10 protein-coding genes and 2 pseudogenes are annotated in these 12,836 nt (G+C 71.5%); 7 read left to right on the top strand and 5 right to left on the bottom strand.

The annotated features are described in order from the left end of the window. Nucleotides 1-168: 168 nt before the first annotated feature. Nucleotides 169-585, bottom strand: coding sequence for a spore wall synthesis regulator SsgD (locus D6270_RS29810; protein ID WP_109167217.1), 417 nt, complete (start codon nt 583-585; stop codon nt 169-171). A gap of 216 nt (nt 586-801) precedes the next feature. Then, nucleotides 802-1,104: a YciI family protein gene (locus tag D6270_RS29815; RefSeq protein WP_109162601.1), complete on the bottom strand. Its 303-nt coding sequence runs from the start codon at nt 1,102-1,104 to the stop codon at nt 802-804. Nucleotides 1,105-1,157: 53 nt separating this feature from the next. Here D6270_RS29815 and D6270_RS29820 point away from each other — a divergent pair, with 53 nt between their 5' ends. Beyond that, nucleotides 1,158-1,850, top strand: a complete 693-nt coding sequence (locus D6270_RS29820) for an endonuclease V (RefSeq protein ID WP_109162600.1) — start codon at nt 1,158-1,160, stop codon at nt 1,848-1,850. A gap of 78 nt (nt 1,851-1,928) precedes the next feature. Next, nucleotides 1,929-2,072, top strand: coding sequence for a morphogenic membrane protein MmpA (gene mmpA, locus D6270_RS33455; protein WP_202418522.1), 144 nt, complete (start codon nt 1,929-1,931; stop codon nt 2,070-2,072). 10 nt (nt 2,073-2,082) lie between these two features. Here mmpA and D6270_RS29825 read toward each other — a convergent pair whose 3' ends face one another. Next, nucleotides 2,083-3,273 carry a saccharopine dehydrogenase family protein gene (locus D6270_RS29825; RefSeq protein WP_109162599.1) on the bottom strand — a complete coding sequence of 397 codons (1,191 nt, stop codon included), beginning with the start codon at nt 3,271-3,273 and terminating at the stop codon, nt 2,083-2,085. A 228-nt stretch (nt 3,274-3,501) separates the two neighbouring features. Between D6270_RS29825 and D6270_RS29830 the strand changes: the two are divergent. The 4 genes and pseudogenes from D6270_RS29830 to D6270_RS29845 all read left to right on the top strand — a co-directional run bounded on the left by D6270_RS29830 (nt 3,502) and on the right by D6270_RS29845 (nt 9,262). Further along, nucleotides 3,502-4,634 (top strand): annotated as a pseudogene (locus D6270_RS29830) (CaiB/BaiF CoA transferase family protein). Nucleotides 4,635-4,642: 8 nt separating this feature from the next. Next, the gene (locus D6270_RS29835; RefSeq protein WP_109162597.1) at nt 4,643-5,785 is read left to right on the top strand and encodes an acyl-CoA dehydrogenase family protein; all 1,143 of its coding nucleotides are present in this window, start codon (nt 4,643-4,645) and stop codon (nt 5,783-5,785) included. A 43-nt stretch (nt 5,786-5,828) separates the two neighbouring features. Further along, nucleotides 5,829-7,042, top strand: a pseudogene (locus D6270_RS29840) (acetyl-CoA C-acetyltransferase). Between the two features lie 45 nt (nt 7,043-7,087). Continuing rightward, nucleotides 7,088-9,262: a 3-hydroxyacyl-CoA dehydrogenase NAD-binding domain-containing protein gene (locus D6270_RS29845; RefSeq protein WP_109162595.1), complete on the top strand. Its 2,175-nt coding sequence runs from the start codon at nt 7,088-7,090 to the stop codon at nt 9,260-9,262. Nucleotides 9,263-9,286: 24 nt separating this feature from the next. Here the strand turns inward: D6270_RS29845 and D6270_RS29850 are convergent, their stop codons facing one another. Continuing rightward, on the bottom strand, nt 9,287-10,018 hold the full coding sequence (locus D6270_RS29850) for a MerR family transcriptional regulator (RefSeq protein WP_109162594.1): 732 nt from the start codon (nt 10,016-10,018) through the stop codon (nt 9,287-9,289). Nucleotides 10,019-10,257: 239 nt separating this feature from the next. On the opposite strand from D6270_RS29850, the gene D6270_RS29855 reads away from it, so the two are divergent. Continuing rightward, nucleotides 10,258-11,133: an oxygenase MpaB family protein gene (locus D6270_RS29855; protein ID WP_109162593.1), complete on the top strand. Its 876-nt coding sequence runs from the start codon at nt 10,258-10,260 to the stop codon at nt 11,131-11,133. A gap of 44 nt (nt 11,134-11,177) precedes the next feature. Here D6270_RS29855 and D6270_RS29860 read toward each other — a convergent pair whose 3' ends face one another. Next, nucleotides 11,178-12,740 carry a M1 family metallopeptidase gene (locus tag D6270_RS29860; protein WP_109162592.1) on the bottom strand — a complete coding sequence of 521 codons (1,563 nt, stop codon included), beginning with the start codon at nt 12,738-12,740 and terminating at the stop codon, nt 11,178-11,180. Between the last annotated feature and the right edge of the window lie 96 nt (nt 12,741-12,836).

Genomic DNA, 12,836 nt, shown 5'->3' on the forward strand with positions numbered 1-12,836 from the left:
GCCGTGGCGGCGCTGCGCGGTGCGGGGATCTCAGATCAGCAACGTCCCTCTCCGATCCGACGACAACAGGAACATCACCAAGGTAGAACCGGGGCGCACGGCCCGGCAACGGGTTTTCGGCCGGGAGCCCGTGCGGCCGTTCCGTTCAGCTGAGCGGTGGCCCGCCGGTCAGCAGGCGCCGCCCAGCAGATCGGTCAGATCCCGGTCCAGCTCCAGATAGCGGTACTCGTCGCCCGCCGGCACCAGCTCCTGCGCCCGCTCCAGGAAATGGCGCAGCTCAGCCGTGCGCACGTGGACCATGGCGATGCCCTCGGCCGCGTGGAACTCCAGCACCGTCCGCTCGTACCCGAACGGCCTGACCCGGACGTCGCCCTCCCCGGCCGGGGTGTCGACCCCTGCCGTCAGCAGCTCGCGGGAGAACTCCCAGGACACCTCGGTCCCCTCCAGGGTCGCCGGGGCCGGGAACGCCATCCGCACGGCGAAGGGGTCCTTGCGGTCGTAACTCAGTGTGGCCGGCAGGGTTTCCATCCGCGGGGCGGACGCGACCATGCGGGCCTGCACGGACTGCTCGATAACGCTGGACAAGACCTGCTCCCTCTCGCGGCTGGGCGAACGGTTCCCGGCATTGGAGTAGACGACGGAACTCATCGATCCGTGCACCGGCGGGCGGCGTGAGCTGCGTCACCGCCCACGCCCCGCCCTCCTCCGCGCTCTCCTGCACCCCTGGCCTCCTGCCCGGTTCTCGGCGGCGCACCCTGGAGGGCGCGCGTTCCCGGTGGGAGGGAGCGTGGCCCGTCCAACCTACTGGCCGCGCAACTCCTGCTTGTAAGCGCTGAGTTCCGGTGCCGTCCTGGTCACGAGAAATTCGGTGATCCGATAGGCGCAGACGCCGTGTTCGGCGAAGGGGTCGGCCGCGGCGATCGCCTCGATCCGCTCCCGGTCGTCCCCGACGGCGAGGATCACCCCGCCGTCCCGGGGGTTCTTGCGGCCCGAGGCGATGAAGACGCCGGCCGTGTACTGCTCGTCCAGCCAGGCGATGTGCTCCCGCATCAGCGCGTCCGCGCGCTCGACCGGGGCCGTGTAGGTCAATTCCAGTACGAACATGATCGCCAGGCTACGGGACCGGGGGCACCCGGGAACCGCCTAAGCTGCTGGTCATGACGGAACAGCCCCCTCCCGCCCATGAGACCCCCGCAGACGAAGCCGAGGGCCGGACGATCCAGGACCGCCTGCGCGGCCTGGTGGTGCTGGACGAGCCGGGCCCGGCGCCCGGCACCGGCCTGGTGACCGGTGTCGACGTGGCGTACGACGAGGAGAAGGACGTCGTCGTCGCGGCGGCCGTCGTGCTGGACGCCGAGACGCTGGAGACCGTGGACGAGGCCACGGCGGTCGGCAGGATCACCTTCCCGTACGTCCCCGGGCTGCTGGCCTTCCGCGAGATCCCCGCCGTGCTGGAGGCCCTGGAGTCGCTGACCGCCGACCCCGGCGTCGTCATCTGCGACGGGTACGGCCTCGCCCACCCGCGCCGCTTCGGGCTCGCCAGCCATCTGGGCGTGCTCACCGGGCTGCCCGTGATCGGCGTCGGCAAGAACCCCTTCACCTTCACGTACGAAGCCCCCGGCCCCCGGCGCGGCGACTCCTCCCCGCTGGTGGACGGCGACGAGGTGGTGGGCCGGGCGCTGCGCACCCAGGAGAACACCAACCCGGTCTTCGTCTCCGTCGGCCACCGGATCAGCCTCGACAACGCCTGCGCCCACACCCTGCGCCTGGCCCGCCGCTTCCGCCAGCCGGAGAGCACCCGCCGGGCGGACGCCCTGTGCCGGCAGACCCTGCGGGAAGCGACCGCCTGAGGTCCGCCGCTCGCCGTCGGATTCGACTGAGTATCCGTACGGATGGCGTAAAGCGATCTTGCTGGGCAGGCTGAACGTATGAACACCTCTCGTACGGCCGTCCGTCCCATGCCCCTCGACCCCGCCCAGCGCCGTATGGCGCTCGGTATGGCACTCGGCGGGGTCGTCGGCCTCGTCTGGCTGGGCGCGATGCTCTACACGCTGGTCAGCTGGATCTTCTGACAGCCCCTCTTCACCGCACAGCCGCCACCCGGAAGCGCAGCCCCGCCGCCGTCAGGCGCTCCAGCAGGGCATCGCCCATCGCCGCCGCAGTGGTGACCTGGCCGGAGGTCTCCGGAAGCTTGTCCAGCGCCAGGCAGAGGGCCGACTCGGCGAGGATCTTGGCCGTCTCGTCGTAGCCCGGATCGCCGCCCGACACCTCGGTGAAGACCCGCCGCCCGCCGCCCTCCCCGACGAAGCGGACGGTGAACCAGCTCCGCCTCCGGCGCTCCGCGTCCGGTCCCTGCCCCGCCTGGTACCGCCCCATCAGCCAGTCGCGCACGAGCCCCACCTGCGCGGCGGCTACCAGGGCGCCTACGGCCGCCGGACCGCCGAGGGCCATCGGCAGCGTCTTGACCGAGGCGAAGTGGCGGTAGCGGAAGTCGGGGCCGTACCGTTCCAGCGCCCGCGCGGAGCGGCCCACGACCGCCGGGTCGACGGTCGGCAGCGGCAGCGCCCAGGTGCCGGTGGCCCCGCTGAAGTGCGGGGAGCCCGCGGGGGTGCGGACCCGGCGGCCGACCTGGCGGGGCTCGTACAGGCGGCGCTCCCGGGCGGCGAGCAGCATCTGCGGGCCGCGGCCCATCGCGGTGAGCGCCGAGGCGAACGTACCGCCGGAGAAGACGGCGTTGCTGCGGACGAAGCCGTCGACGGCCAGCGGCACCCCCTCCGGCAGCTGCTTGACCGTGAAGTAAGCACCCAGGTCATGGGGTACGGAGTCGAAGCCGCAGGCGTGCACGATGCGGGCGCCCGTCTCCCGGGCCCGCGCGTCGTGGCGCACGTAGGTCCGGTCGATGAACTCCGCCTCGCCGGTGAGGTCCAGGTAGTCCGTCCCGGCCTCGGCGCAGGCGGCGACGAGCTTCTCGCCGTACAGGATGTACGGGCCCACGGTGGTGGCCACCACCCGTGCGGAGGCGGCGAGTTCGCGCAGGGCCTCCTCGTCGTCGGCGTCGGTCTCCAGCAGCGGCAGCCCGGCGCAGCGCGGCTCGATCGCGGTGAGCCGTTCGCGCAGGTGCGCCAGCTTGGTGCGGCTGCGGCCGGCCAGTCCCCAGCGCAGCCCTTCGGGGGCGTGCGCCGCCAGGTACTCGGCGGTGAGCACCCCGACGAAGCCGGTGGCACCGAAAAGGACGACATCCAGGGGGCGTGCTGCCCCGTTCTGCCTGTTCACGAGGGCCTCCGGAGGGCGGGACGGGGAAGACGTGGCAGGCAGGCTAGCGGAGGGGGCCGACGGGTGTGCGGCCGGGCGGGGCGCGGACATGGATCGTCCGGGAGGGATGCGAGAGGATCGTGGAGGAAGAACTAAGCGCTTGCTCGGCCCGGGGGGTTGTGGAGAGCGGGGCGTGTTCTTAGCATCATTGATGTTACATCGGTTGTGTCACACCCCTGGGGCTCAAGGATGGCAAGGACCGGGCACGGCCCGCTGACCGGAGTCCGTGCCGTCGAGTTGGCGGGGATCGGCCCCGGGCCGTTCGCGGCCATGCTCCTGGCGGACCTCGGAGCCGATGTCGTGCGCGTCGACCGGCCCGGCGGCCCGGCGCTCGGCATCGACCCGGCGTACGACATCACCAACCGCAACAAGCGCTCCGTCCTCGTCGACCTCAAGGCCGAGGGCGGCGCCGACCGGGTCCTGGACCTGGTCGAACGCGCCGACATCCTCGTCGAGGGGTACCGCCCCGGCGTCGCCGAGCGGCTCGGCGTCGGGCCCGACGCCTGCCTCGCCCGCAACCCGAAGCTGGTCTACGGGCGGATGACCGGCTGGGGCCAGGACGGGCCGCTGGCGCAGCGGGCCGGGCACGACATCGCCTACCTCGCCCTGAGCGGCACTCTCTCCATGATCGGCAAGCCGGACGAGCCGCCGGTGGTCCCCGCCAACCTGGTCGGCGACTACGCGGGCGGCTCGCTCTACCTCGTCGTCGGCGTCCTCGCCGCCCTCCAGCACGCGCGTACACCCGGTGGCTCCGGCCAGGTGGTGGACGCGGCGATCGTCGACGGCGCCGCCCACCTCGCCTCGATGATCCACGGCATGCTGGCCGCCGGGAGCTGGCAGGACCGGCGCGGCACCAACCTGCTGGACGGCGGCTGCCCCTTCTACGGCACCTACGCCACCTCCGACGGCGGTCACATGGCGGTCGGGCCGCTGGAGGGGCAGTTCTACGCCCGGTTCATCGGCTCCTCGGCCTGGCGGACGCCTTCCCCGACCGGTGGGAGCTGGCCCGCTGGGACGAGCTGCGCGCCGCCGTCACCGAGCGCTTTCTCACCCGTACGCGGGCGGAGTGGACCGAGGTGTTCGACGGCACCGACGCCTGCGTGGCCCCCGTGCTCTCCCTCCGCGAGGCGTCCCACCACCCGCACCTCGCCGCCCGCTCCACCTACGTCGACCACAGCGGCATCACCCAGCCCGCCCCCGCCCCGCGCTTCTCCGCCACTCCCGTCTCCGTCCGCAGCGGGCCCGCACAGCCGGGCGCCGACACGGACGCGGTCGCCGCCGACTGGGACGTACCGGGGCTCCGGCCCCACCCTCACGACTAGGAGACCCCGTGCAACGCCAGATCTTCACCGAGGAGCACGACGCGTTCCGCGAGACCGTCCGGGCCTTCCTGGCCAAGGAGGTGCTCCCGCACTACGAGCAGTGGGAGCGGGACGGCATCGTCTCGCGCGACGCCTGGCTCGCCGCCGGACGCGCCGGGCTGCTCGGCCTCGCCGTCCCGGAGGAGTACGGAGGCGGCGGCTCCAGCGACTTCCGCTACAGCGCCGTCCTCGCCGAGGAGTTCACCCGGGCCGGGGCGCCCGGCCTCGCGGTCGGCCTGCACAACGACATCGTCGGCCCCTACCTCACCGGCCTCGCCACCGACGAGCAGAGGCGACGCTGGCTCCCCGGCTTCTGCTCCGGCGAGACCATCACCGCCATCGCCATGACCGAGCCGGGCGCCGGCTCCGACCTCCAGGCGATCCGCACCACCGCCGAGGACAAGGGCGACCACTGGCTGCTCAACGGCTCGAAGACCTTCATCTCCAACGGCATCCTCGCCGACCTGGTGATCGTCGTCGCCAAGACCACCCCCGACGGCGGTGCCAAGGGGCTCTCGCTGATCGTCGTGGAGCGCGGGGCCGAAGGGTTCGAGCGCGGCCGCAACCTCGACAAGATCGGCCAGAAGTCGCAGGACACCGCCGAGTTGTTCTTCAACGACGTCCGCGTCCCCAAGGAGAACCTGCTCGGCGAGCTGGACGGCGCCTTCATCCACCTGATGACCAACCTGGCCCAGGAGCGCATGGGTATCGCGGTCGCCGGGATCGCCGCCGCCGAACACCTGCTGGAGATCACCACGCAGTACGTCAAGGAGCGCGAGGCCTTCGGGCGGCCGCTCTCCAAGCTCCAGCACATCCGGTTCGAGATCGCGGAGATGGCCACCGAGTGCGCCGTCACCCGGACCTTCCTGGACCGGTGCATCGTCGACCACTCCGACGGGGCCCTCGACGCCGTCCACGCCTCCATGGCCAAGTGGTGGGCCACCGAACTGCAGAAGCGCGTCGCCGACCGCTGCCTCCAACTGCACGGCGGCTACGGCTACATGAGCGAGTACAGGGTCGCCAAGGCGTTCACCGACGGCCGTATCCAGACCATCTACGGCGGCACCACCGAGATCATGAAGGAGATCATCGGCCGCTCGCTGCTCGCCTGACAACTTCTCCGCCCCTCGCCACCACCCCCGAAAGGCAGCTGTCTTGAGTACCGAAGCATTCGTCTACGACGCGATCCGCACCCCGCGCGGCCGAGGCAAGGCCAACGGCGCCCTGCACGGCACCAAGCCGATCGACCTGGTCGTCGGCCTCATCCACGAGATCCAGGGCCGCTTCCCGGACCTCGACCCGGCCGCCATCGACGACATCGTCCTCGGGTCGTCAGCCCGCTCGGCGACCAGGGCTCCGACATCGCCCGCATCGCCGCCATCGCCGCCGGGCTCCCCGACTCCGTCGCCGGGGTCCAGGAGAACCGCTTCTGTGCCTCGGGCCTGGAAGCCGTCAACCTGGCCGCTGCCAAGGTCCGTTCGGGCTGGGAGGACCTCGTCCTCGCCGGGGGCGTCGAGTCGATGTCCCGGGTGCCGATGGGCTCCGACGGCGGGGCCTGGGCGATGGACCCGATGACCAGCTTCGAGACCGGCTTCGCCCCGCAGGGCATCGGCGCCGACCTCATCGCCACCATCGAGGGGTTCAGCCGCCGCGACGTCGACGAGTACGCCGCCCTCTCCCAGGAGCGCGCGGCAGCGGCCTGGAAGGACGGCCGCTTCGCCCGCTCCGTCGTCCCGGTCAAGGACCGCAACGGCCTGCTGGTCCTGGACCACGACGAGCACCTGCGCCCCGGCACCACCGCCGACTCCCTCGCCGGCCTCAAGCCCTCCTTCGCCGCCATCGGTGACATGGGCGGCTTCGACGCGGTGGCCCTCCAGAAGTACCACTGGGTCGAGAAGATCGACCACGTCCACCACGCGGGCAACTCCTCCGGCATCGTCGACGGCGCCGCCCTCGTCGCCATCGGCTCGAAGGAGGCCGGCGAGCGCTACGGCCTCACCCCGCGCGCCCGCATCGTCTCCGCGGCCGTCTCCGGCTCCGAGCCCACCATCATGCTCACCGGCCCCGCCCCCGCCACCCGCAAGGCGCTCGCCAAGGCCGGGCTCACCATCGACGACATCGACCTGGTCGAGATCAACGAGGCCTTCGCGGGCGTCGTCCTGCGCTTCGTCAAGGACATGGGCCTGAGCCTGGACAAGGTCAACGTCAACGGCGGCGCCATCGCGCTCGGCCACCCGCTCGGCGCGACCGGCGCGATGATCCTCGGCACCGTCATCGACGAACTGGAGCGCCGCGACCAGCGGTTCGGCCTGGTCACCCTCTGCGTCGGCGGCGGCATGGGCGTCGCGACCATCGTCGAACGCATCTGACCCGTCCTGCCCCCGGCCACCCCTGCTTACGGAGAAGACACCGACATGACCGAGAGCACCACCATCCGCTGGGAACAGGACGAGACCGGCGTCGTCACCCTCGTCCTCGACGATCCGAACCAGTCGGCCAACACGATGAACCAGGCCTTCAAGGACTCCATCGCGGCCATCGCCGACCGCGCCGAGGCGGAGAAGGACTCCATCCGCGGCATCATCTACACCTCCGCCAAGAAGACCTTCTTCGCGGGCGGCGACCTCAAGGACATGATCAAGGCCGGCCCCGAGAACGCCCAGGCCGCCTTCGACACCGGCACCGAGATCAAGCGCTCGCTCCGCCGCATCGAGACCCTCGGCAAACCGATCGTCGCCGCCATCAACGGAGCCGCCCTCGGCGGCGGTTACGAGATCGCGCTCGCCTCCCACCACCGCGTCGCCCTCGACGCCCCCGGCTCCCGTATCGGCCTGCCCGAGGTCACCCTCGGCCTGCTCCCGGCGGGCGGCGGCCTCACCCGTACCGTACGGCTCATGGGCATCGCCGACGCGCTGCTCAAGGTGCTCCTCCAGGGCACCCAGTACACCCCGCGGCGCGCTCTGGAGAACGGCCTCGTCCACGAAGTCGCCGCCACCCGCGAGGAGATGATCGAGAAGGCCCGCGCCTTCATCGACGCCAACCCCGAGTCCCAGCAGCCCTGGGACGTCAAGGGCTACCGCATCCCCGGCGGCACCCCCTCCCACCCCAAGTTCGCCGCCAACCTCCCCGCGTTCCCGGCCAACTTGAAGAAGCAGATCGCGGGCGCGCCCATGCCCGCGCCGCGCAACATCCTGGCGGCGGCCGTCGAGGGCTCGCAGGTCGACTTCGAGACCGCCCTGACCATCGAGGCCCGGTACTTCACCGAGCTGGTCACCGGCCAGGTCGCCAAGAACATGATCCAGGCGTTCTTCTTCGACCTCCAGGCCGTCAACTCCGGTGCCAACCGCCCCAAGGACATCCCCGAGCGCCCCGTGCGCAAGGTCGCCGTGCTCGGCGCCGGGATGATGGGCGCGGGCATCGCCTACTCCTGCGCCAAGGCCGGGATCGAGGTCGTCCTCAAGGACGTCTCCACCGAGGCGGCCGCCAAGGGCAAGGCGTACAGCGAGAAGCTGCTCGCCAAGGCGCTCTCCCGGGGCCGTACGACGGAGGCGAAGCGCGACGAACTGCTGGCCCGCATCACCCCGACCGGCGACGCGGCCGATCTCGCGGGCTGCGACGCGGTGATCGAGGCCGTCTTCGAGGACACCGGGCTCAAGCACAAGGTGTTCCAGGAGATCCAGGACGTCATCGAGCCCGACGCGCTGCTCTGCTCCAACACCTCCACCCTCCCCATCACGGTCCTGGCCGAAGGCGTCTCCCGCCCGGCCGACTTCATCGGCCTGCACTTCTTCTCACCGGTCGACAAGATGCCGCTGGTCGAGATCATCAAGGGCGAGCGGACCGGCGACGAGGCGCTGGCCCGCGCCTTCGACCTCGTACGGCGCATCAAGAAGACGCCGATCGTCGTCAACGACTCGCGCGGCTTCTTCACCTCGCGCGTCATCGGCCAGTTCATCAGCGAGGGCGTCGCCATGGTCGGCGAGGGCGTGGAGCCCGCCTCGGTCGAACAGGCGGCCGCCCAGTCCGGCTATCCGGCCAAGGTGCTCTCCCTGATGGACGACCTGACCCTGACCCTGCCGCGCAAGATCCGCAACGAGACCAAGCGCGCGGTGGAGGAGGCCGGTGGCACCTGGCCCGGCCACCCCTCGGACGCGGTCGTCGACCGCATGGTCGACGAGTTCGGCCGCCCCGGCCGCAGCGGGGGAGCGGGCTTCTACGACTACGACGAGGAGGGCAGGCGCACGGGCCTCTGGCCGGGCCTGCGCGAGCACTTCACCACCAAGTCCGAAGCGGACGTGCCCTTCGAGGACATGAAGGAGCGGATGCTCTTCTCCGAGGCCCTGGACAGCGTCCGCTGCCTGGAGGAGAACGTCCTCATCTCCGTCGCCGACGCCAACATCGGCTCCATCATGGGCATCGGCTTCCCGCCGTGGACCGGCGGCGTGCTCCAGTACATCAACGGGTACGAGGGCGGCCTGCCCGGCTTCGTCGTCCGCGCCCGGGAGTTGGCCGAGCGCTACGGCGACCGCTTCCTGCCGCCCGCGCTGCTCGTGGAGAAGGCGGAGAAGGGCGAGACCTTCCACGACTGACCCTGCACCGGGCCGCGTTCACCGTCACTCGGTGGTGAACGCGGCCCGCAGCTCCTCCTTGAGCGAGCGCTGAAAGGCCGTCACCAAGGCCTGCACGACGATCGGTTGCATATGGGCCGACAGCGACTTCATCGCGGCCACGTGCTCAGGATCGCCCTCGCGCTCCCGGTAGGGATTCCACACCTCGTCCCGGAAGAGCCGGGTCATCTCCTGCGCGGCGGACCGCGTGTGCTCCAGCAGGACGGTCCGGGCCGCCAGGATCGTCTCGTGCGCGATCGGCACGTCCAGCAGCTCCACCCCGAGCCGCAGCAGCCCGAGATCCACCCGGTACGCCTGGACGTCCTCCTCGGTCCGCACCAGCACCCCCATCGCCGCCAGCCGCTCCACGTCCGGCGCGGCCAGTGCCCGCCCCGCCCGCTTCTCCAGCTCGGCCCCCGTCATGTCCTCCGCCGTGTCCGGCGCCCAGGAAGCGACCAGCGCGCGGTGGATCGCGAGATCATGGGCGCTCAGGTCGGGCGGCAGCTGCTCCAGATACCGTTCGATGGCGGCGAGCGTCATGCCCTGGTGCTGAAGCTCCTCGATCAGCGCGAGCCGGGAGAGGTGATCGGCCCCGTAGTGCCCGACCCGGCGCGGCCCGATGACCGGGGGCGGCAGCAGACCCCGGGTGCTGTAGAACCGCACGGTACGTACGGTGACTCCGGCCCGCGCCGCCAGCTCGTCCACCGTGAGCGTGGGCTCGTCGGTCCCCGTCGCCATCTCTGCTCCCCGCCGTCGAACCGTCGTATCGGACAGTGCCGCTGTCTCACCACTACTGCGAAAGTCTCCGGCACCGGGGGCCCGCCGTCCACCCCGGCCGCTGTCGGTGCCGGACCGTACGGTGAAGCCATGACCGGGACGGCCCCGGCCCCGCCCTGACGACCACCCGCCCGCGAGGGACCATGGAGGGAAGGGACGGGCAGCGCACCGCAGGTCCGCCGGGAGTGCGGGAGCACCGGATGAGCAGCGCGAAGGACGTCGAGGAGCCCCTGCCACCGCCGCCCGGCGGGGTCCTGTGGAGCCTGTCCGGGGACATCCGGGCTCTGCTCATGCTGCCCGCCGCCCTCACCCTCCAGGTCGCCCACCCCGCCGTCGGCGCGGGCGTCGATGAGCACTCCGTCTTCCGTACCGACCCCTGGGGGCGCGGCGAACGCTCCCTGCGGTCGCTCCAGCTCTGGGTGTACGGGGGAGCGGAGGCCGCCGAGGAGGGGCGCAGGCTGCGGCGGCTGCACCGGACGATCCAGGGCACCGACACCCGGGGCCGTGCGTACCACGCGCTGACGCCCGCCCACTACGCCTGGGTGCACGCCACCGGCTTTCCCGTCCACCGGCACGCGGCGCGCTATCTCATCCGGCCGATGAGCCCCGCCCAGGAACGTGCCCTGTACGCGGAGTGGCTCCAGGTCGGCCGGATCCTCGGCATCCACGACCGGGACATGCCCCGGACCATCGAGGAGTTCTGGCCGTACTGGGAGAAGATGCTCGCCGGGGAGATCGAGGCGACGACCGTGGTGCGCGAACTGGTCGACGTGGACCAGCCCGTGCCGCCGCCGGACTGTGGCCCGTGGCCGGTGCGGACGGTCCTGCGGGCCTTGTGGCCGGTGCTCCTGCCGCCGCTGTCCCGCGGCCGGCGGTTCGTCACCATCGGGCTCATGCCGCCGGACGCCCGCGCGGCGATCGGCCTGCCGTGGACGGCGGCGCAGGAGAAGCGGCTGCGGCGGATCTGTGCCGTGCTGCGGGTGGTCGTGCCCGCTCTGCCGGAGCGGCTGCGGTATCTGCCGATGGCCCGGGCGGCCCGCGCCGCGCACGCCACCGGGGGCCGCAGGAACGGCTGAACTTCACCGTTCCGACGACCCCCGGTCCCACCGGCGCGCAGTGATCAGCGGTGACTGTGACCGCCGTGGGCCCCATGGTCCCCGTCGGCCCCGTGGTCCCCATGGTCATGGACCGTGTTTGTCGCCGCGATCTTCTTCCACGACGCGGGCCGCTCCGGCCGCCCCGCCGCACGGGACGACACCGCGCCCTTGGCGGCCCCCGTCGAGGACGCCGCAGGCAGCGCCGGCCGCTTCGGCTGGTAGAGCCAGGTGTCGAAGAGCGTCGCCAGCGGCTTGCCCGAGACCCGCTCCGCGTACCGCAGGAAGTCGCCCACCGTCGCGTTGGAGTGCGCCTTCTCGGTCGGCCACCCCTTCAGCAGGGCGAAGAAGGTGTCATCGCCCACCTCGTTGCGCAGCGCCTGGAGCGCCAGCGCGCCCCGGTCGTAGACGGCGATGTCGAACTGCTTGTCCGGACCCGGGTCGCCCGGCCTCACCTTCCAGAACGGGTCGTTCGCCGGATGCTGGGCGTAGACGTAGTCCGCCAGCTCCTGCGCGGTGCCCTCGCCCTCCTTCTCCGACCAGAGCCACTGGCTGTAGCGGGCGAAGCCCTCGTTGATCCAGATGTCCTTCCAGCCGGCGACCGAGACGCTGTTGCCGTACCACTGGTGCGCGATCTCGTGGACGACGACCGAGACGTTGGCCCCGTTCGCGAACTGCCGCGGGCTGTAGAAGGGCCGCGTCTGGGTCTCCAGCGCGAAGCCGCTCGTCACATTGGGCACATAGCCGCCGAGCGCGTTGAACGGGTACGGGCCGAAGACCTCGCTCAGCCACTCCGCGACCTCGGCGGTCCTCTCGATGCTGGCCCGGGCGGCACCCGCGTTGGCGCCGAGGTCCTTGCTGTACGCGTTCAGCACCGGCAGGCCGTCGGCCGTCCTGTCCGTCGTGATGTCGAACTTGCCGACCGCGAGCGTCGAGAGGTACGAGGCCTGCGGTCGGTCGGAACGCCAGTTGAAGCGCGTCCAGCCGAGCTTCGAACTCTGCGACACGAGCACGCCGTTGCTGATCGCCTGCGTGCCGTCCGGCACGGAGACCGAGATGTCGTACGTGGCCTTGTCGAGGGGGTGGTCGTTGCTCGGGTACCACCAGACCGCCGACTCCGGCTCCTGCGCGGCGACGCCGCCGTCCGGGGTCCGGGCCCAGGCGGTCCAGCCGTTGACCTTCACCTCGGAGGGCTTGCCCGCGTACCGGACGACCACCGAGATGTCCCTGTCCTTCGCCAGGCGGTCCGCCGGAGTGATCTCCAGCTCCTGCTCGCCGCTCTTCGCGAAGCCGGCCTTTCTGCCGTTGACCCGCACCTCGGAGACGGCGAGCCCGAAGTCGAGGTCGAACCGGGTCAGCTCCTGCGTGGTGGTGGCGATGATCGTCGCCGTGCCCTCCAACAGGTCGGTCGTCGGCTGGTACTTCAGCCGCAGGTCGTAGTGGGAGACGTCGTAGCCGCCGTTTCCGGCGACCGGGTAGTAAGGGTCGCCGATACCCGGGGCACCCACGGTGCCGGTGGCGGCCGATGCCGGGATCGCCAGCAGGAGGGTGGCCGCCAGTGCGCTGGGGACGATGAATCTGCGGTGCACGCATACTCCAAGTCGTCGGGACGGTCGACCGGCCGGAGGGTGTCGCCGGCCGGTCGTGGAACCGGGCGGTGGATGGGTTCCGACCGGTCAGGAAAG

The organism is Streptomyces griseus subsp. griseus (assembly GCF_003610995.1).
Taxonomy (GTDB): Bacteria; Actinomycetota; Actinomycetes; order Streptomycetales; family Streptomycetaceae; genus Streptomyces.